21 protein-coding genes and 1 pseudogene are annotated in these 19876 nt (G+C 62.5%); 14 read left to right on the top strand and 8 right to left on the bottom strand.

Going from position 1 to position 19876, the window contains the following annotated elements:
• Positions 1-192: 192 nt before the first annotated feature.
• Positions 193-420 (bottom strand): GDCCVxC domain-containing (seleno)protein, encoded by a 228-nt coding sequence (locus U5817_RS12240; RefSeq protein WP_084600597.1) that lies wholly within the window; start codon positions 418-420, stop codon positions 193-195.
• A gap of 5 nt (positions 421-425) precedes the next feature.
• Entirely contained in the window at positions 426-989 is a 564-nt protein-coding gene (locus U5817_RS12235; RefSeq protein ID WP_018992636.1) for a cation transporter, read from the bottom strand.
• A gap of 169 nt (positions 990-1158) precedes the next feature.
• Here U5817_RS12235 and cadR point away from each other — a divergent pair, with 169 nt between their 5' ends.
• The 9 genes and pseudogenes from cadR to U5817_RS12190 all read left to right on the top strand — a co-directional run bounded on the left by cadR (position 1159) and on the right by U5817_RS12190 (position 7164).
• Positions 1159-1602 carry a Cd(II)/Pb(II)-responsive transcriptional regulator gene (gene cadR / locus U5817_RS12230; protein ID WP_018992637.1) on the top strand — a complete coding sequence of 148 codons (444 nt, stop codon included), beginning with the start codon at positions 1159-1161 and terminating at the stop codon, positions 1600-1602.
• Positions 1599-1934 (top strand): YnfA family protein, encoded by a 336-nt coding sequence (locus U5817_RS12225; RefSeq protein ID WP_018992638.1) that lies wholly within the window; start codon positions 1599-1601, stop codon positions 1932-1934. The genes cadR and U5817_RS12225 overlap by 4 nt, the downstream gene beginning before the upstream one ends.
• 561 nt (positions 1935-2495) lie before the next feature.
• Entirely contained in the window at positions 2496-2771 is a 276-nt protein-coding gene (locus U5817_RS12220) for a hypothetical protein (RefSeq protein ID WP_157354167.1), read from the top strand.
• A complete protein-coding gene (locus U5817_RS12215; RefSeq protein WP_018992640.1) occupies positions 2771-3541 on the top strand; it encodes a metallophosphoesterase in 771 nt (256 codons plus the stop codon). Before U5817_RS12220 ends, U5817_RS12215 begins: the two co-directional genes overlap by 1 nt.
• A gap of 388 nt (positions 3542-3929) precedes the next feature.
• Positions 3930-4538 (top strand): MOSC domain-containing protein, encoded by a 609-nt coding sequence (locus tag U5817_RS12210; protein WP_407280932.1) that lies wholly within the window; start codon positions 3930-3932, stop codon positions 4536-4538.
• A complete protein-coding gene (locus tag U5817_RS12205; RefSeq protein WP_407280931.1) occupies positions 4535-5113 on the top strand; it encodes an NnrU family protein in 579 nt (192 codons plus the stop codon). The genes U5817_RS12210 and U5817_RS12205 overlap by 4 nt, the downstream gene beginning before the upstream one ends.
• A gap of 530 nt (positions 5114-5643) precedes the next feature.
• Positions 5644-6105, top strand: coding sequence for a hypothetical protein (locus U5817_RS12200; RefSeq protein ID WP_407280929.1), 462 nt, complete (start codon positions 5644-5646; stop codon positions 6103-6105).
• Between the two features lie 84 nt (positions 6106-6189).
• A pseudogene (locus U5817_RS12195) lies at positions 6190-6405 on the top strand (hypothetical protein); the annotation flags it as partial.
• Positions 6406-7164, top strand: a complete 759-nt coding sequence (locus U5817_RS12190; RefSeq protein ID WP_407281065.1) for a toll/interleukin-1 receptor domain-containing protein — start codon at positions 6406-6408, stop codon at positions 7162-7164.
• Positions 7165-7538: 374 nt separating this feature from the next.
• On the opposite strand, the gene U5817_RS12185 is transcribed toward U5817_RS12190, so the two are convergent.
• The 6 genes from U5817_RS12185 to aroC all read right to left on the bottom strand — a co-directional run bounded on the left by U5817_RS12185 (position 7539) and on the right by aroC (position 14082).
• Positions 7539-8657, bottom strand: a complete 1119-nt coding sequence (locus tag U5817_RS12185) for an IS110 family transposase (RefSeq protein WP_407280928.1) — start codon at positions 8655-8657, stop codon at positions 7539-7541.
• A 287-nt stretch (positions 8658-8944) separates the two neighbouring features.
• Positions 8945-9961: a tyrosine-type recombinase/integrase gene (locus U5817_RS12180; RefSeq protein ID WP_407280926.1), complete on the bottom strand. Its 1017-nt coding sequence runs from the start codon at positions 9959-9961 to the stop codon at positions 8945-8947.
• Positions 9954-10928 carry a tyrosine-type recombinase/integrase gene (locus U5817_RS12175; RefSeq protein ID WP_407280925.1) on the bottom strand — a complete coding sequence of 325 codons (975 nt, stop codon included), beginning with the start codon at positions 10926-10928 and terminating at the stop codon, positions 9954-9956. The genes U5817_RS12180 and U5817_RS12175 overlap by 8 nt, the downstream gene beginning before the upstream one ends.
• A complete protein-coding gene (locus tag U5817_RS12170; RefSeq protein WP_407280923.1) occupies positions 10925-12178 on the bottom strand; it encodes a site-specific integrase in 1254 nt (417 codons plus the stop codon). The genes U5817_RS12175 and U5817_RS12170 overlap by 4 nt, the downstream gene beginning before the upstream one ends.
• Positions 12179-12507: 329 nt before the next feature.
• Positions 12508-12936 carry a pyridoxamine 5'-phosphate oxidase family protein gene (locus tag U5817_RS12165; RefSeq protein WP_407280922.1) on the bottom strand — a complete coding sequence of 143 codons (429 nt, stop codon included), beginning with the start codon at positions 12934-12936 and terminating at the stop codon, positions 12508-12510.
• A gap of 60 nt (positions 12937-12996) precedes the next feature.
• The gene (gene aroC, locus U5817_RS12160) at positions 12997-14082 is read right to left on the bottom strand and encodes a chorismate synthase (protein ID WP_407280920.1); all 1086 of its coding nucleotides are present in this window, start codon (positions 14080-14082) and stop codon (positions 12997-12999) included.
• Positions 14083-14533: 451 nt separating this feature from the next.
• Between aroC and U5817_RS12155 the strand changes: the two genes are divergently transcribed.
• From U5817_RS12155 to U5817_RS12135, 5 genes are all read left to right on the top strand, one after another.
• Positions 14534-15133 carry a UbiX family flavin prenyltransferase gene (locus U5817_RS12155; protein WP_040395783.1) on the top strand — a complete coding sequence of 200 codons (600 nt, stop codon included), beginning with the start codon at positions 14534-14536 and terminating at the stop codon, positions 15131-15133.
• A 16-nt stretch (positions 15134-15149) separates the two neighbouring features.
• Entirely contained in the window at positions 15150-16760 is a 1611-nt protein-coding gene (locus U5817_RS12150; protein WP_407280888.1) for a UbiD family decarboxylase, read from the top strand.
• A 399-nt stretch (positions 16761-17159) separates the two neighbouring features.
• Positions 17160-18203, top strand: a complete 1044-nt coding sequence (locus U5817_RS12145) for an ABC transporter substrate-binding protein (RefSeq protein WP_407280919.1) — start codon at positions 17160-17162, stop codon at positions 18201-18203.
• On the top strand, positions 18200-19063 hold the full coding sequence (locus tag U5817_RS12140; RefSeq protein WP_407280917.1) for an ABC transporter ATP-binding protein: 864 nt from the start codon (positions 18200-18202) through the stop codon (positions 19061-19063). Before U5817_RS12145 ends, U5817_RS12140 begins: the two co-directional genes overlap by 4 nt.
• On the top strand, positions 19060-19869 hold the full coding sequence (locus U5817_RS12135) for an ABC transporter permease (protein ID WP_407280915.1): 810 nt from the start codon (positions 19060-19062) through the stop codon (positions 19867-19869). Before U5817_RS12140 ends, U5817_RS12135 begins: the two co-directional genes overlap by 4 nt.
• Positions 19870-19876: the final 7 nt, after the last annotated feature.

Below are 19876 nucleotides of genomic sequence, written 5' to 3'. Positions count from 1 at the left end.
TCAACCTTGCAAACTAGAGCAGCCAGCCAGGGCACGAAACGCCGAAAGTCCATCACCAAATGCCTGGATCACTCTGAAAGCTGTCGCACAGCCTTTTCAGGTCAGCGGCTGTGCCCGACCCGCTCCGGGCTGACGACCTTTCTTAAACCGGACGCTCGCATCTGCAAACGGTGGTACAGCAGGATCAGGTGATCAGCCACAGCAGCCGTGCTTCTTTCGATCTTCCTGTACGGGTGGGCACGGCACCGTCCCGTAGGAGCAGAACACGCAGCAGTCGCCGGCGTTCGGGCGCAGCAGTGCGTGACAGGCCTGGCACTCGTAGAACCATTGGCAGGCATCCGCAGGCATCTGTTCGGTCTTGGTGTGCCCGCATTTCGGACAGGTCAGCGTGGATTCTAGAATCACGGCGCTCTCCGGCATGGGTTTCATGCGGGCGTGGCCGCAGCCGCATGGGCGGCGATTTCTCCGCGTGCCTGCCGCACGACGCTCCGGCCCGCCAAGAGTGCCAGGCCAGCGATCACCACCGCTACCAGCAGATCCGGCCAAGCGGTGCCGGTGCCCAGGACGCCCACGGCCGCCAGCCCCACCGCCACATTCACGATGGCGTCGTTGCGGCTGCACAGCCAGACCGAGCGCATGTTCGCGTCGCCGTCGCGAAACGCGTGGAGCATCGCCGCGACGCTGCCATTGGCCAGCAAGGCGAGCACGGCGATGGCGCCCATGGTGACGGGTTCCGGCGGGATGCCGGACATCGCCGTCCAGGCGGTCTTGCCGAGGACGAAGAGACCATAGACGCCCATGGTCAGCCCTTTGACCAAAGCGGCGCGGGCGCGCCACAACAAGCCCATGGACAGCACCGCCAGCGACAAGCCGTAGTTGGCGGCATCACCGGCAAAATCGATCGCGTCTGCGAGCAGGGACACCGAACCGGCGTGCAGCCCGCCGACGGTTTCGACCAGGAACATCAGGGCATTGATTGCGAGCGCCACCCACAGCGCCTTGCGGAAACGCGGACTGACGACGGCCCTTGCTGACGAACATTCTCCGGAGCAGCAAGTGGACATGGTCTTTCCTTCGCAATTCGATTGCCGCCATTGGAAACCATGGAGTCACTCCAGGGTCAAGCATTTATAGTGATCGGTCTGACGGGAGGTAAACATGCGCATCGGGGAACTCGCTCAAACGACCGGCGTGGGCGTCGAGACGATCCGGTACTACGAGAAGGCGGGTCTGCTGCCGACACCGCCCCGGCAGTCGAACGGGTACCGGGATTACGGCGAGCACCATGGCGAGCGCCTGGCCTTCATCCGTCATTGCCGCGCGCTCGACATGCCGTTGGCCGAGATCGGGCGCCTGCTCGATTTCGTCACGCACCCGGAAGCCGACTGCGGTGACATCAACCGGCTGATCGACGAGCAACTGGCTCGCGTACGGGCGCGGCTGTACTCGCTACATGCTTTGGAGAAACAGCTCACGGCGCTACGTGCGCGCTGCAAAATCGGACAGGTCCCTGCCGACTGCGGCATCCTGCACGAGTTGGTGGCGGCCGCTCACGGCGAAGCCTGCGCCTGCCACGCCGCCAATCCCGGGGAAGTGCGATGATGCAGTTGATCAAGACCACGGGCCTGTTCGCGATCACCGCGGTCGCGGAGATCCTTGGCTGCTATCTGCCGTGGCTCGTGTTGAAGCAGGGACGTCCGCCGTGGCTGCTTTTGCCCGCCGCCGTCTCGCTCGCCCTATTCGCCTGGCTGCTGACCTTGCATCCGTTCGCCGCGGGGCGCACGTATGCGGCCTACGGCGGTGTCTATGTGGCCGTGGCGCTGGGCTGGCTTTGGGCCGTGGATGGCGTCGCGCCGACACGCTGGGACGCGATCGGCGCGGGCGTGGCGCTGGTCGGTATGGCGATCATTGCGCTGCAGCCGAGGAGCATCTAATCGGACCGGGCGCTACGCCGCGCCGCACCGTCTCTTGATCTGGAGCGACGGAGCATCGAGCGGCGCTCGGTCACCTTCATTACCTGCTCGAAGGCCACACGCGATCTATACATCTAAATGACATATTCGAACATCCGCAATCGGCCCGAACTCGGAGTGGCCGGAAATGGCCGTTATGGACAGCTGTTCATAACGCCCAAGTGCGGCTATAGACAACAACGAAGATCCGAAATCGTAACGGCTGTTTGTTCCTGGCGTAGCGGACATCCCACCTAAAAGATCTGTCATCCTTGGGCTTTGCAAGGATGCGTAGCGCGAGATAAGCCTTATCGGCTGAGTTGGATTCGTTTTTTGCGCGTGACGCTCAGGTGTTTGAAGTACGCAATGCGGCTCTGGGGCGCCACTCCCGCGCCCTCGCCCTCAAGTTCTGCCGGCAAGAGCGGTTTATCAGGGCGTGGAAAGAAGCATCAGGGCGTGGAAAGAAGCGCTGAACTCATGACGGCGATTCTTCACCAGCCCTAATGAAAGGCAGATATTAGCGAAATGCAACAAGGAGAGCACTTGAACGTTCGCGAACTGATCGAGATCCTTGCGAGCCTGCCGCCCGTCGCGCGAGTAGTGGTCGACGACGTCGAAGGCGTGTTTGATGACGTGGGGTTTGCTAAAGCAGTAGCGATCCGCGGGAACGCAAATCAAGACGCACACTACTACGGCCCGCACCTGGCGGACGATCTCCAGCCGTGGGAAACGGCGGCGTGCATCGGCGCGGCGCGTACGAGAGGTGCACGGCTCACGGTTGCAGACATGGAAGCCGATAAAGCGCGGGGGATTTGGTGATGAAGCTCTGCATTGCGTCCGATGTCCATCTCGAATTTGGCGAGCCGTGGGAGCCGGCCGATCTCGACTATGACGTGCTCGTGCTGGCCGGCGATATCGACGTCGGCACCAAGGGCTTCAAGCGGTTTCGCGGGTGGCGCGATCGGTGGATGATCTACGTCGCAGGCAATCACGAGTTCTACGGCCAGAACATGCCCGCGACGGTGCGCCAGTTGCACGGACTACGCGCTGAAGCCGAGCGTGCAGGCAGCTTCTTCCTCGAAAAGTCCTCGACCGTGATCGAGGGCGTGCGCTTTCTCGGAACGACGCTCTGGACCGACTTCCAGCTGTTCGGTGCCCATCGCCGCAGCGAAGCAATGAACGCGGCCGAAGAGCAGATGACCGATTACCGGAAGATCGTCGCGCTGAAAGACGGGCCGACGAAGGTCATGCTGTCGGCTGTCGACACCCTGCGCATCCACGAATACGCCCGCGACTGGCTTGCTCACGAGCTCGCGCAGCCGCACGACGGTCCGACGGTGGTCGTGACACATCATGCACCGTCGATCCAGTCGATCGCGCCACGCTTCCGGGGTGATCTGGTGACTGCAGCGTATGCCTCGAACCTCGAAGGGCTGATCCTGGAGCATCAGCCGACGCTGTGGATTCACGGCCATTCGCACGTCGCCTGCGACTACCGCATCGGCGCGACACGGGTTGTCGCGAACCCGAAGGGCTATCCAGGCGAAACGTTTGTTGGGTTCCAGCCGCGCCTGGTTGTTGAGGTTTGAGACGACGAAGCCGTATGAGCGCACCGCGCTCTTATCTTCGCTCGCGAGCTGCTCGAAGAGCTCCGTGATCGCACAAGACATCCAGGGACAACAGTGAGGAGTGGGGGCGGCAAGGCACGCATCTGCACTCGCGCCATTGCGACCATCAAGATGTCATCAGGGGGTTAATGTCAACTGATGCAGAGTAGGGGAGCCGTCCCTACTTCCGGTCGTCGGCCCTTTGCGGAACGACGGCTCGTGAGTTCGTCGATGCGTACTGGCTCAAGGGTCACGCCGTGACCTGCCGCGCAGCGCTAGCCGTGTGGATCGAAATCATGGCGTGCGCAGGCGGGGGACGGCAGGCGCGGTAGGATGATGCGTCCGCCGTATTTCATCGACACTGATCGCCATGCCGCCTGCCCGTTCCGCCTCCGCTGCCGAGCCTGTTGACCTTCGCACGCTGACCGGCCGCTTCGCCCACGCCGGCCGGCTCGAGGCGATTCTGTTGCGCCCGGCGCGACGGGCCGCAGCGCAGCCGGTGGGCGAGGCGCACGCGCTGGCCGGCCGCGGGCTTGTCGGGGATCACTGCGCCGCCTCCGGCCGTGGCGGCGGCAAGCGCCAGCTGAGCCTGATCCAGGCTGAGCATCTGGCGGCGATCGCGGCGCTGGCTCGCCGCGACGAGGTCGATCCGGCGCTGCTGCGGCGCAATCTGGTGGTTTCCGGCCTGAACCTGCTCGCCGCGCGGACGCTGTTCCGCGACCAGCCGATGGTGCTACGCATTGGCGCCGAGGTCGTGCTTGAACTCACCGGCGTCTGCGAGCCCTGCTCGCGTATGGAGGACGTGCTCGGCCCCGGCGGCTACAACGCGATGCGTGGCCATGGCGGCGTCGTCGCGCGCGTCCTTATTGGCGGCGTGCTGCGCATCGGCGACGCAGTCGTCTGCGAAGCGGCGCCGCCTGCGGCCGCGACGCCCGGCGCCCACGCGCTCCTTACAACCCGCACGGAGAATCCCGCATGACCGCCCTGATCCTCGGACTGCTGCTGTTCTTTAGCACCCATTCGGCGCGCATCTTCGCCGAGGACAACCGCGCCCAGTACATCACCCACTTTGGCTTGGCGAAGTGGAAGCTGGCCTACTCGCTCGCCTCCGCGATCGGCCTCGGCCTGATTGTGTGGGGCTACGGCGCGGTGCGGCTCGACCCGATCGTGTTGTGGGCACCGCCGCTGTGGACGCGGCACCTGGCCGCGGTGCTGACGCTGCCCGCCTTCGTCCTGATCGCCGCCGCCTACGTGCCCGGCACGCGGCTGCGCGCGAAGCTCGGCCACCCGATGGTGCTCGGCGTGCAGCTGTGGGCGCTCGCGCACCTGCTCGCCAACGGCACGCTCGCCGACCTGCTGCTGTTCGGCTGCTTCCTGGTGTGGGCGATCGCGAGCTTCGCCGCCGCGCACCGGCGCGATCGGGCGCAGCGGGTGGTGCGGGGGGAAGGGGCGCTGGATTGGGATGCGGTGGCGGCTGGGGTCGGGGTGGGAGCATGGTTCGTGTTTGCGCGCCACCTGCACGGGGTGTTGTTCGGGGTCGTGCCATTCGGGTGAGGGGGCGGGTTTCGGCTGACTGTAGTCGCGGCACTGTCGCGACGCAGGTCCGCCGATGAGGAGGCCGTCCCGATGGGCGAGCAGGCCGCGCGAGATGGCCGACCTCCTGGACGCCAGGGATCGTCCTGATCTGCGGCCACTAGTGCGCAATCCGCCTCGGCTCACGTTGATGGCCAGTTACACGCACTGCGAAAGGAACGTCGAAAGCTGCCGCTCGTCGTCGCGGCGGCCCTAGCAACGTCGGCTTTGGGGCGGCACGGTCGGACTGGCACTATCGGCCACAAGCGGCCAGTCAGAGCTCGCAGCCGTAAGGAGACATTCGCCATCCGGATGCGGTACGCTGGGCGCGTTTCATGGCCGCTGGATTTGCCGCTCTGTTATTTAGAGCAGACGAGACTCCACATGGCGATAAATCGCTAATTTAGTTAATCTCTGCAGGCGTTTGAGGTCCGGTGTTCCGGAGCACCCCGATGTTACGCAGCAGTGCAGTCGCCCGAAAACAAAGTTAGGCAAAATCAGAGCGAGCACCAATGAACGAACACGATGACATGCGACGTATTCATCAACATATGCCGGCCGGTCAAGACTTGACCCTAATTACGTTGAAAGCACATTTACTGGCAGAAGAGCTACTAGATGACATCATTGAGGCGCACTGCAAAAGCAAATCAGTTCTTGAGGATGTCCAGATCAGTTTCTCAATAAAACTGAAATTGGCTGCAGCTTTGTCAGGTCGCGACGATTTGTCGTACGGATGGACTATGGGCGAGAAGCTGAATTCCCTACGCAATTCTCTCGCGCACAGGTTAGAACATCCAACTGCACAACAACGTCTCAATAGCTTTCTCGCTCTTTATTACGACCACCCTGGCAAAACATCGAGGGTTAACAAGGCTGAGGATCTCAGATCAGCAATTTACCTAATGTTTACTTACATTCTCGGCGTCCGCAGTTCATCATTACAGTCAGATGAGGGCAGCCAAATTGCCTAACAAACACTTCGAGTGGGACGCTCCGCCAGCAAGCTTTGCTTGCTATCTCCGCGCCCCTCAAGCGCAACGTTAGCCTTTTCAAACATGGACTCCTCGGATCGAAAAAAGGTCGCCGTAATCACGAAGTACGCTGCGGATACTTTTTCCGAGAGCGACTGGGTAGCGCTCGGTCAGATTACGGGGAGCCTGAAGAAGATTACGGGCCACCCTCGGTTGCTGCGTTCACTCAGTTTCGGAGACGACGACTATCCGTACTGTGTCGCCGAGGTCCTAGCATCCATCTTCGACTCGGATAACAGCTTGATCGCTGAAGTTGTTGATCACTTCGACATAGACCTCTGGTATCAGCAACAGGAGCCTGCGAAGTACTTGCGGATTTTCACTCCAGCCACGCTGAAGTCTGCCGATTTTTGGAAGCATGACTATTTGAGGGCATTCGTCAGCCATCTTTCCTCGAATCGCGGGCGCATGTCTGCCCTGAAGGCTAACTTGGCCAACTGGGGAATTTCGGCATTTATCGCTCATGAAGACATAAAGGCATCGCGTGAGTGGCGAGACGAGGTCGAGGCTGGATTGGAAACGATGGATGTTCTTGTTGCTGTCGTCGAGCCTGGGTTCAAGGAGTCTGACTGGTGTGTCCAAGAGGTCGGTTATGCCTTGGGGCGCAAAGTGGACATACTTCCGCTCCGTGCTGGGGTTGACCCCTTCGGGTTCTTCGGAAAGTATCAAGGCATACAAGTCAAGGGGAAGCTGCCTGACCGAGTTGCGAATGAAGTTGTACAGGCGCTGCTAAACAAACCCCATCTTCGGGCGCGGCTACTTCAGTGCATCGCCAAGGCCTTTGCGACGCTCCCATCGAAAAAGAAAATTGACCTAATAGGCATTCTCGATTCTTGGTCCATTGCTACAGACCAACAACTCCAAGTCCTTCTCGAACAGGCATCCCTTTCCGATTTTGAACGAAAGCATTTGGAAGGGGTGATTGTCCGCGTTGGCGCATTTAAGCATCCGGAGCCCGCAACACAGACTGTTGATTTTGACGATGAAATTCCGTTTTAAGTGGCTAACCTTTCATATATGGACTCCCCCGGAAGGCAAGGAAACTGAGCGATTTTTCTGGCCGTAGGGAAACGCATGCAGTCGTATATCCGGCATCTGGTGTGGACTCTGAGTGGTCCGTGCCGACATGGAATCTGCCCACGGTGCGCCAATCGATGCAAGCGGCACGCGTGAAGCTGCCGGCAGAGTTATCGGCGTCAATCCGTGTGGGTGCGACCCAGTTTGCCATGATGGGCGATCAGTCTCGGTGCAAGCGTGGGACGGGAACAGCGGGAACAACAACGGCAGCAGACTTATCCACGGTGGCGCGCGCGTGGCGCCTCTCACGCAGGCGCGCGTGCCGCGGTGGATAAGTCGTGTTCATGGCGCGGTCCTCAGGCCGCCACGGCGAACGCGGTGCGTTCGAGTTTCTTCATCGGGCGCGGTTGCGGCTCGCCGAATGGCGTGCCGTCGCGCAGGCAGGCGTAGCAGATGCGCGCGAGTTTGTTGGCCAGCGCGCAGGCGGCCTTGTTGTGATTGCTGCGCGCTTCGACGTTCGTGATCCAGGCACGCAGGCCGTCGAGTTGGCGGCCGGCCTGGCGCGCCAGTGTCGCGCTTCGGAGTACTGCCCGTGCCCCGTGCGTGAGCAGCATCCGCAGATAGCGGTCGCCACGCTTCGAGATGCGCCCAAGCCGGCGCGTGCTGCCCGACGAGTATTCCTTCGGCGTCAGCCCGAACCAGCTCGCGAAATGCCGCGCGTCCTTAAAGTGCGTGACCTTGCCGCTGGTGGCCGCGACCATCGCCGTCGCGGTCAAGAGGCCGATCCCGGGAATCGACAACAGCAGCTTGCAGGCGGCGCTTTCGCGTGCGAGCGCCGTCAATTCTTTCTCCAGATCGGCGATGCGCTGCTCGAGCAGGCGGATCTCCTCGACGAGCAAGCGCATCGCGCCGCGCACGAGCATCGGGACCGGCGAGTGCGGATCGGCGAGCACGCGGCTGATCGCCTCGATGCCCGTGCGCGCGCCCTGCGGAATCATCAGCCCGAACTCGCGGCAGAAGCCCCGCAGCGCGTTGATACGCGAGGTCCGTGTGGCCATCCACAACGAACGGATGCGGTGCAAGCCCTGCAGCGCCTGTTGTTCGACGGATTTGATGCGCACCGGTTCGATGTCGGCGCAGCGCGCCGCTTCGAGCAACGCGCAGGCGTCGGCGGCATCGGTCTTATTGCGCTTCACATAGGCCCGGATGTAGCCCGCCGGCAACAGGCGCGCCTCGATGCCGAGCCCCGCCAGCCAGCGTGCCCAGTGGTGCGCCGAGCCGCAAGCTTCCATGATCACCAGATCCACCTGGCGGTTCTGGAACCAGCGTTCAAACTGCAATCGGGTCAGCCGATGCTGCTCGACGACTTTCCACTTGTCATCGGCAACGGCAATCTGGAATACACTCTTGGCCAGATCAACGGCAACGGTAGTAGCATGCATTTCGGACTCCTCTCGTCGATGACCGATCCCCATCCCCATGAGCACCGGTGGCGCCTATTCGGCGCCGAAAAGACGGGGGAGTCCATCCCATCAGTCGAGCGGACAGTCAAAAGCTACGCTTTTGGTTCCCTCTGCGCTACGCGCTCCGGCTGCCCCTCACTTTGAACGTTGAGCGGCAGCTTTCCTTGCGTTCCAGTGACTGCTGTGGGTCGCTATGTAAACCTCTACATAGCGACCCCTATGCACAGTTTGAAACTATGCACGGTGCTGGCGGGATTCCCTGCACCGGCCGCTGTTGAGGCCGACGCAGGTGCACATAGTTACAGCGCTTCGAGGAATTGCATCAGCGAGTCCGTCGCCTTGAATCGATGCAAAGTGGTGTCGGGTGCCTCCAACCGCGCGAGCGCTTTTTCCTTCATGGCAAGGTCGGCTTCGACATAGCGATGGGTCGTTGTCGGGCTCTCGTGCCCGAGCCAGAGCGCAATCACGTTGAACGGAACGCCCGATTGCAGCAAGTGCATGGCGGTCGTGTGCCTCAATGTGTGAGGAGAAACCCGCTTGTTGAGGATGCCAGGCACATGAGCCGCTGCCCGAGCAACGGCAAGCGCAAGGCGCTGAACGACATTGGATCGCGACATTGGCTGTTGTCCATCGCGGTTGGGCAGCAAGGGCGCCTCGCCCCGCAACGTCGGATTCAGTCGAAGCCAGGCACGGACCTCTGCGACCGTGGTGTGCCAGAGAGGAACGGATCGCTGCTTGCGTCCCTTGCCGTGCAAATGCACGCAAGCACCACCGTCGAGAACGACATCGGCAACATGGACGCCGATGATCTCGGAGACCCGCGCACCGGTGTTGTAGAGCATGGCCAAGAGCAAGTGATCGCGCTGCGAGGTCCATGTATCACCGGGTTGGCCGAGGACCGCAAGCATTTCCTCCCGTGTGAGGAATCCAAGCATGGGTCGCTCGAACCGCTTCATCGGTACCGCCAGTGCGCGTTCGACGACGTGGAGGGAGGCGACGTCGCGCCGACCGGCGAATTTCAGAAACGCCCGCAATGCGGTGAGTCGAAGATTCCGGCTGCGTACCGCATTGTGTCGCTCGCGTTCGAGATGATCCAGAAACGCCAAGATGAGATCAGGCTGAATGTCATTGAGTTGCAGACTCGTTGGCGCCTTCTTCAGCCGCCGGCTGGAGAAGTCCAGGAACAACATCAGTGCGTCGCGATAGCAGGCTACCGTGCGCGGGCTGACGGCGCGTTGCGCAACCAGATACTCGGTGAAGAATTGCTGGACCAAGGAAGCGAAGGAGGGAGGTTTCGGTGCGATCGCTTCACGCATCGTGCACCTCCGGTTGCTCCATGTAGGACTCGAAACGCCGGCCAGCCAGCGACATTAATTCCGGCACGGCCGAGAGATACCAGTAGGTATTGGTCACCATCGCGTGGCCGACATACGTCGACAGCGACAGCATCGCCTGGTCAACATCGACCCCCTGCGATTGCCACAACAGGATGCGTCGCACGACAAATGTATGGCGCAGGTCGTGGATGCGAGGGGCATGATGCGCCCCGCGGTTGTGCCAGCCCAACTCCTCACGCAACGAGGTAAAGACGCGATGGACCTGATGGCTATCCATGGGGAGACCGCGTCGTCGCCCGCGAGTGCCGATGAAGAGCGGACCATCGTCCTGTGCGAAGTCGCCAGCGAGATCGCGAATCCATAGGTACCGGCGCAATGCTTCAACTGCGCTGGGATGCAAGGGGACCTGGCGCGACTTGCCGAACTTGGTTTGATGGATGGTGAGCAAGCTGTACTTCAGATCGACATCTTCGTTGCGTAGTGCCAGGGCCTCGGAGATCCGCATACCGGTACTCGCGATCAGACCGAACAGCGTTTCATAAACGGCGCCTCGCAGACCGGGCGTTGGCCCGAGCCGCCGGGCGGCAGCCAACAGATCGATGATTTCCTGCTCGCTGTAGATGTGAGGGGACAGCCGCTCGGGGAGGCGGCCGAAGATGGAATCGTCAGGAATCTCAGTGCGTGGCTCGAATTGCTGTAACCATCGCAGGAAAGTGCGCAGCTTCTTGAGTCGACGACCCCAGGTGAGCGGGTTATTGCTGCCGTGACTGTCGCGCCGTGCCCATTCGGCCATGACCTCGATCGTCAGCGCTCCATGATGGCCGATCGTCTGAACATGCTTTGCGAAACTACGTAACGGATACCGCTCCGAGCGGCCGGAGAAACCAAGCCGGCGTCGCTCAACCGAATATTGCTCGACCCGGCCTTCCAGTGAGATCGTGCTCATGGCTTGCTCCCTGGCCATGGCAGGGCAACTTCGACGAGGTTGCGACTGTCGAGTTTGGCGTAAATCATGGTGGTGTTCAGGGAGCGATGGCGCAGAACGTCAGCCACTTCCTTGAGGGACGATCCTCCGGCGAGCAGGCGGTTGGCCATCGTATGGCGCAGCAGGTGCGAGCGTGTATAGGGCAGTCCTGCGCGGGCAAAGGCTTGGCGAATCGTTTTACGCACGAGGTCGGGACCAACGGGCACATCCCGAGGGGCTACGTGCCGAACGAAGACTGCGCGGTTGGTGGTCTTCGGGCGTTCGTGTCGTAGGTACGCCGCTATCGCCTTGCCGGTCGTGACCGGCAGTGGCAGCACATCCTCGCGACGGCCCTTGGTGTGACGTAGCGTGATCGTGCCAGCGCGCCAGTTGATGTCATCGAGGCCGATGCGGGCAACCTCGCCGCTGCGAAGACCAAGATCGAGCGCACAACGCACAATCGCATCGGCACGTCGCATGGATCGACCGGACTGGCCAAGCGCCCCAATCAGCTGCCCTACTTCTTCCGTCGTCAATGTCTTGGGGAGCGAGGACAGCTGCCAGTTGGCAGGATAGGACAGCGCGCCAATCAATCCGTGCACCGCGTCGCCAAGAGAAGCGCGATAGCGGAAATATCCGCGGAGTGTCGCGACCACCGATCCGGCATTGGCTGGCTTGCTGTAAAGCTCGGCCTGTTTCGCGAAGAACCGCCGAACATGGTCGGGCTTGATGGTGTTGAAAGCGAGGGGGCCGTCGCCAAAGCGCGAGGCCAGAAGTCGCCTCACGATCCGCAGAGCGGTGCTTCTGGTCTTGGGCGCCAGACCTCGCACGTGATCCATGTACTCGTCGTAGCGGAGCAACTCCTCGTCCACCGGCGCCGTCGTCACCGCCGGCGAGGGAACGACTCCACGATCACGAAGCACCACCAGAAGATGGCCGAGTGCAGCACTCAGATTGCCACGATCATGACGCGGTTGGCCGGTGCAGCCGCCTTCCGGAAGAGAGCCATCAAGGAATTCGGAAACAACGGTTTCGTCAATGCATCGCAAGCACCGACGCCGATCGTGAATCCATTGCGCGAAATGGGCTATGCCGCGCATGCAGTTCTTGAACGTCGATGCAGCGTAGCCGCGGTCGGTCAGGTACTGCTTGTAGGCCTCAACGAAAGGCGCCAACGGACCCTTGGCGAGCCAGTCGATGCGGTTGGGTCGAGATGTTCGTTTCTGTGCCATGGCGGTCTCCTTGGATGGGACCACCACTGCATCTGCCGGCGAAAACTATGTCGAGATCTACCTCGCCCTACTTCGTCAAATCCCCCGTCGCACCAGCGTCGCTGGAATTCTCGTCGAACCAACTGTGCATAGTTTCAAACTGTGCATAGGGGTCGATACCACCCCGTCGATGAACCGGAGACCTGCCGTTCGACTGCACTAGGTACGGTGCGGCAGCTTTCCGCAACATTGTTGCCGCTCAGTCCGCGCAAGCTCGTCGACGAGCGGAAGGGTTGGAAGCCAGCCGCTTGCCCGTCGGCCGAGACGTTGCGCGGTAATGTCACCTCTTGTTATGCGCTGAGCGGCGTTTTTAGCGCTGCAGACTCAAGGCGTTCGCGCCAGCCGAACCCGCGGGAGTTGTCGACGAAATACAAGACGCTCGTTCGGAGCCGATACCACGCGATCTTACTCATCGCCATCGAAATCACCTCTTCAGCGCGGCGCTCGGCGGTAAAGGGGAATTTGCGCATGAAGAGGCCAGCCGCCCTCACGCTATCTGCAATGTTCAGCCGCGTCACCTCACCTTCTAATTGAATCCCCTTGATTTGTCGCCAATCGGAATAGTCTTCCTGCACGGTAGCCGCAACGCGTCCGTCCGCTGCCAGGTTGCGGGCATGCCGCGTTGAGGGCGCGGACAGAAAATACACGTCGGGACCTTCGTTCACGTAGAACACCGCCGCCGCCCAAGGGCCGTCCGGCCCCTGCGTTGCGAGGGTCATGACGTGGTGCTCCTGAAGATAGAGGAGGAGTTCTTCGCGCGGGTTAGCTGGCATGACGGTTCACATTGCTTGCGGCGGTCGGGGGACTTCGGCGTTCTGGGCGCGGTCGCGCAGTGCGTGATCGAGGAGTACGAGGGCCACCATGGCCTCCGCGATCGGTACCGCCCGAATGCCGACGCAGGGGTCATGTCGTCCGTACGTCTCGATCGTGGCCGGCTTTCCATCGACGTCGATGGTTTTGCCGGGAATACGGATGCTCGATGTGGGCTTGAGGGCGATGCTGGCAAGAATGTCCTGGCCGGAGGAGATGCCGCCGAGGGTTCCACCGGCGCGGTTGCTTCGAAAGCTCGTCTGCTCGATCTCGTCCCGGTGCTGGCTGCCTGTTTGTTCGACGCAGGCAAAGCCGTCCCCGAGCTCGACGCCTCTGACGGCATTGATACTCATCAGCGCATGCGCGATGTCGGCGTCCAGCCGGTCGAACACCGGTTCACCGAGTCCCGCGGGCACGCCGCGGGCGACGACGTTTACGCGCGCCCCGACCGAATCGCCCGCTATGCGCAAGGAATCGAGATAACGCTCGAGCTCCGGAATCTTGCTCGCGTCGGGAAAGAAGAACGGGTTCCGGCCGATCTCGTCCCAATCGATGTGATCGGCGGAAATCGGCCCCAGTTTCGCTACATATCCGGCGATTTGCACCCCGAAACGTTGCTTCAGGTATTTCCTGGCGATGGCGCCGGCGGCCACGCGTGCCGCGGTTTCGCGCGACGAAGAACGTCCGCCTCCCCGATAGTCCCGGATCCCGTACTTGCGCTGATACGTGAAATCGGCGTGACCCGGGCGAAACAAGTTCTTGATGCGCGAGTAGTCCCTGGAGCGCTGGTCGGTGTTGCGGATCAGTAGTGCAATCGGGGTTCCAGTGGTGCGACCTTCGAATACCCCGGAAAGTATCTCGACCTTGTCGTCCTCGGACCGCGCGGTCGTGAAGCGCGACTGCCCTGGTCTGCGACGATCGAGGTCCGGCTGTATGTCGGCTTTGTCCAACTGGAGGCCGGGGGGGCAGCCATCGACGACGCAGCCAATTGCCATGCCGTGGCTTTCGCCGAAAGTCGTCACCACGAAGAGCTTGCCGATCGAGTTGCCTGACATAAAAGGTCCTCCGTCCGCTTTCCGGTATCGAGCTCGCCAGCTGATGACGCGATAAAGAGTCCAACGTATGGACTTTTATGCAGGAGTGTATTGCCCGTTTGATAAAAACATAATGCGGGGGCGAGCACATTGGCAAGGCTGTATCTGAGAATGCAATTCCATCTAATGGAACACTATTGGAGTCCACCTCCGGACGGGGTGTATCGATCGCACCGCGCGCCAGCCCCATTGCCAGTCGCGTCCTGCAATCGCGGCTGAAGGTGAAGGTGTATCCAGAATGTGGAACTTAAAGTCCACAAAATGGATTGTTTGTGCGGGTGAACATCACTAAAGTCGTATTCAAGCCGCAGACGTTGCGGTTTATCGACATAAGCAGGTTCGTAACATAGTCCGCATCGTGGACTCACGGCGGCGGTCGGCGGTCCGCGATCATTCCTGGAGTGGGGGACGTATGAAAAGACTGATAGTCGGCATTACTGGCGCAACAGGCGTGATCTACGGCATTCGCTTGCTCGAGGCGCTGAAGGACACGGACGTCGAAACCCATCTCGTGCTGAGCAAATGGGCGATCCAGACGATCGAACACGAGACGCCCTATACCGCGAAGCAGGTTCGCGCGCTCGCCGCTGTCGATCACGTCGAGGGGAACATGGGCGCGTCGATCTCGTCGGGCTCCTTCATGACCGAAGGTATGGTCATCGCGCCGTGCTCGATGCGCAGCCTAGCGGCGATCGCTCATGGCACCGGCGACCACCTGGTGCACCGCGCGGCAGACGTGATCCTGAAGGAGCGCCGCAAGCTAGTGCTGGTCACGCGCGAGATGCCGCTGAGCGACATCCATCTAGAGAACATGCTGAAGTTGTCGAAGACGGGCGTGACGATCATGCCGCCGATGCCGGCGTTCTACAACCATCCGGAGACCGTCGATGACATCGTCGATCACGTCGTGGCCCGGATTCTCGATCAGTTCGGCCTGCCGGCCGAATTCGCGCGGCGCTGGGAAGGGGAGATGCGCAATCGCAAGGTGGCGAATCTGCAGCCGCAGAAGTGAACAACCTGAACCCCGAATGAACGAAACCCTGGAGACGAACGAGATGAACGATCTGGCGAAGAAGGAAATCGATGCGGTGAGCGGGCGCGTGGGCGTGAAGGACCTGCGCGAGGCGGTGGAGTGGTTCCGCGGCAAGGGGTACCTGGTCGAGAGCGACAAGGAAGTGAATCCGGATCTCGAGATCACCGGGCTGCAGAAGATCTTCGACGGCAGCCTGCCGATGCTCTTCAACAACGTCAAAGGCATGCCGCACGCGCGCGCCATCACGAACCTCTTCGGCGACATCCGCGTCGTCGAGGAGCTCTTCGGCTGGCAGGACTCGCTCGACCGCGTCAAGAAAGTCGCCCGCGCGATCGACCATCCGCTCAAGCCGATCATCATCTCGCAGGACGAAGCGCCGGTGCAGGAAGAGGTCCTCACCGACGACCTCGACGTCAACAAGTGGCTCACCGCGATCCGCCACACGCCGCTCGAGACCGAGATGACGATCGGCTCGGGGATCTCGTGCGTGGTCGGTCCGTATTTCGACGGCGGCAGCCATATCGGCTACAACCGCATGAACTTCCGCTGGGGCAACGTCGGCACGTTCCAGATTTCGCCGGGCTCGCACATGTGGCAGGTCATGACCGAGCACTACAAGGACGACGAGCCGATCCCGCTGACGATGTGCTTCGGGGTGCCGCCGTCGTGCACCTACGTCGCCGGCGCCGGCTTCGACTATGCGATCCTGCCGAAGGGCTGCGACGAGATCGGCATCGCCGGCGCGATCCAGGGCGCGCCGGTGCGGCTGGTCAAATGCCGCACGATCGACGCCTACACCCTGGCGGACGCCGAATACGTGCTCGAAGGCTATCTGCACCCGCGCGACAAGCGCTACGAGACGGCCGAATCCGAGGCCGCCGACATCCAGGGCCGCTTCCACTTCCACCCCGAGTGGGCCGGCTACATGGGCAAGGCCTACAAGGCGCCGACCTTCCACGTGACCGCGATCACGATGCGAAAGCGCGAGACCAAGCCCATCATCTTCCCGCTCGGCGTGCACACCGCCGACGACTCGAACATCGACACCTCGGTGCGCGAGTCGGCGATCTTCGCACTGTGCGAGCGGCTGCAGCCGGGCATCGTGCAGAACGTGCATATCCCGTACTGCATGACCGACTGGGGCGGCTGCATCATCCAGGTGAAGAAGCGCAACCAGATCGAGGAAGGCTGGCAGCGCAATTTCCTCTCCGCGATCCTGTCGTGCTCGCAGGGCATGCGGCTCGCGATCGCGGTCAGCGAGGACGTCGACATCTACTCGATGGACGACATCATGTGGTGCCTCACCACGCGCGTGAATCCGCAGACCGACATCCTCAACCCCATCCCCGGCGGGCGTGGCCAGACCTTCATGCCGGCCGAACGCATGACTTCGGGCGACAAGCAATGGACCGCCTCCAACACCCAGTTTGAGGGCGGGATGGGGATCGACGCGACGGTGCCGTACGGCTACGAGAGCGACTTCCACCGGCCGGTGTACGGGGTCGATCTGGTCAAGCCCGAAGACTTCTTCAGCAACGGCGACATCGAGAAGATGAAGTCGCGCATGGCCGGCTGGGTGCTGTCCCTCGCGCGCACCGGGCGCTGAACGCTATCGCCGCCACCACTATTAAACCGGCAATCAAGTACAACCGTTCGCCCTGAGCTTGTCGAAGGGCGCTGCCAGGGCTTCGACAGGCTCAGCCCGAACGGATTTTAGCTGCCGGGTCAATAGGCATTTGCGCGGCGTGTCGCCGCCCGCCGGCCGGGTGACCGGATCGACGGAGCGGGCGCGCCGAAAGGGGCCAGCAAGAAGGAACAACGACAAGAAGAAATTTCGGCATTTCACGCGGTGACGCTGAAACGCAGATACGAATCGGGCGACTGCCGGACGAGTCCGCGCCGATTCGGTTTGCCCCGCGTGCGGAGACGCAGAAAAAAGACGTCGCGACCGCGACGCCGCGCACGCGGCCGTCGCAGCGTCAGCGGCACAAAGGAGGAGCAATCGATGAAATCGGCATGCTTCAGGCTTTTCTCGGCAACCTGTCTCACGCTCGCGGCGATCGGAAGTGCCGCGGCCGGCTCGACCGCGGTACGGGTCGGCCTCGTCAATTCCAGTAGCGACGTCGGTTTTCTGATCGCGGACAAGAAGGGCTATTTCCGCGAAGAAGGACTCGACGTCGCGTTCACGCCGTTCGATTCGGCGGCGAAGATGGTCGCGCCGCTCGGGGCGGGGCATCTCGACGTCGGCGGCGGCTCGCCGTCGGCGGGGTTGTACAACGCGATCGCACGCGGCATCAGCATCAAGATCGTCGCGGACAAGGGCTCGACGCCGACCGGATACGGCTACCAGCCGCTGCTCGTGCGCAAGGACCTCGTCGAGGGCGGCCGGTTCAAGACGCTGAAGGACCTGAAGGGCATGAAGATCGCCGGCAGCGCGCCCGGCAGTGCCTCAACCTCGACGCTGAACGAGATGCTGAAGAAGGCGGGGCTGAAGACCGCCGACGTCGAGCGCGTCTATATGGGCTTTCCGCAGCACGTGCTCGCGCTGCAGAACGGCGCGGTCGACGCCGCCTTGACGACCGAACCGTCCGCCACGCGCGCGATCCAGAGCGGCGTCGCGGTGAAGGTGCTCGGCGACGACGAGGCCTATCCGGACCATCAGCTCGCGGTCGTGCTGTATTCCGGGCCGTTCGCGCGCGAAAAGTCCGAGGCGGCGAGGAAGTTCATGCGTGCATACCTCCGCGGCGTGCGCGACTACAACGACGCGCTGAAGGACGGCCGGCTCGTCGGGCCGGGCAGCGACGAGATCATCGGCATCCTGACGGCCGCCACGCCGTTGAAGGATGCGGCGACCTACCGCGTCATCAGCGCGAACGGCTGCAATCCGAACGGCAAGGTGCATGAGGCGAGCCTGAAGAACGATCTGCAGTTCTTCAAGGACGAGGGCTTGATCCAGGGCGAGGTCAGCGTCGAGCAGGCGGTCGACAACGGTTTCGTCGAGGCGGCGGTGAAGGAGCTCGGCCCGTACGCGAGAAGGAACGGGCAATGAGCGACTACTCGATCCAGCACAAGCTCGCGCAGGCGGCTGCGGCGGGTGAGGCGGGCGCGGCAGCGGCGCCGAAGATCCGTATCCGCAACCTCGCGAAGATCTTCGAGACGCGGCGCGGACGCTTTGCCGCGCTCGACGACGTGTCGCTCGACATTCCGGCGGGATCCTTCTTCATGATCGTCGGCCCGAGCGGCTGCGGCAAGACGACGCTGCTGCGGATTCTCGGCGGGCTCGAGACCGAGACGCACGGCAGCGTCGAGATCGCGCATTCGGGCAGCGAGCGGCCGCTGAACTCGATGGTGTTCCAGGGCGATTCGCTGTTTCCGTGGATGACGGTGTGGCAGAACGCCGCGTACGGGCTGACGATGCGCGGCCGGCCGCGCGCCGAGATCGAGGAGGTCGTCGGGCATTATCTGTCGCGGATCGGCCTGACGCGCTTCAAGGACGCCTATCCGCACCAGCTCTCCGGCGGCATGCGCCAGCGCGTGTCGATCGCCCGCGCGTTCGCGAACGACCCGGAGATCCTGCTGATGGACGAGCCGTTCTCGGCGCTCGACGAGCAGAACAAGCTGCTGCTGCAGGGCGAGCTGCTGCGCATCTGGGACGAGACGCGCAAGACGGTGCTGTTCATCACGCACAGCGTCGACGAGGCGGTCACGCTCGGCGACCGCATCCTCGTCATGAGCGCGCATCCGGGCAAGGTCAAGACGGTCATCGACGTGCCGTTCGGGCGTCCGCGACAGGTGCTCGAGCTGCGCGCGCGGCCCGAATACGGCGCGCTCGTCTACAACATCTGGGAAGAGCTGCGCGACGAGGTGCGCCGGGCGCGCGCCCAGGACGAGGAGGGCGTACGGTCATGAGCGTCGCGAAGAAGGCCCGTGCCGCCGAATCGCGCACGAAGATGCGCGCGGCGAAGAACCGCGATCTCGTGATCGGTATCGCATCGCCGCTCGCGCTGATCCTCGTCTGGGAGCTGTGTGCGCGCCTCGGTGCGATCGACACGCGCTTCTTCCCGGCGCCGTCGCAGGTCGGCGTGAAGCTCGCTGCGCTCGCCGCATCCGGCGCGCTGTGGAGCGACACCGCGGCGAGCCTGACGCGCCTCTTCTGGGGGACGCTGCTCGGCGGCATTCCGGCGCTCGCGCTCGGCATCGTCATGGGCTTGTCCCGGCCGATCCGCGCGGTGTTCGACCCGCTCGTCGCCGCGACCTATCCGATCCCGAAGAGCGCGATCCTGCCGCTGATCCTGCTGATCTTCGGGCTGGGCGAAGCGTCGAAGATCGTCATGGTCGCCACCGGCGTGTTCTATCCGGTGCTGATCAACGCGATGGCGGGCGTCATGGAGATCAACAAGATCTACCTCGACGTCGGCCACAACTTCAGGGCGAGCCGCTGGCAGGTCTTCACGACGATCGCGCTGCCCGGCGCGATGCCGCTGATCATGACCGGCGTGAAGCTCGGTGTCGGCATGGGGCTGATCCTGATCACGATCGCCGAGATGGTCGGCGCCGATAGCGGCCTCGGCCACATGATCTGGAACGCCTGGGAAATCCTCTCGGTGGAAACCATGTACGTCGGCCTGATCGTCGTCGCGCTGCTCGGTTTCCTGTTCTCGCTCGCGCTGACCGAGCTCGAACGCTGGCTCGTGCCGTGGAAGGCGGCCCGCTAGTGAATCC

Origin of the sequence: Aromatoleum evansii (assembly GCF_045689615.1) — a bacterium.
GTDB classification, from domain to species: domain Bacteria; phylum Pseudomonadota; class Gammaproteobacteria; order Burkholderiales; family Rhodocyclaceae; genus Aromatoleum; species Aromatoleum evansii.
Note: the sequence above shows the minus strand (reverse complement) of the source record. Positions and strands in the feature narration are given on the sequence as shown.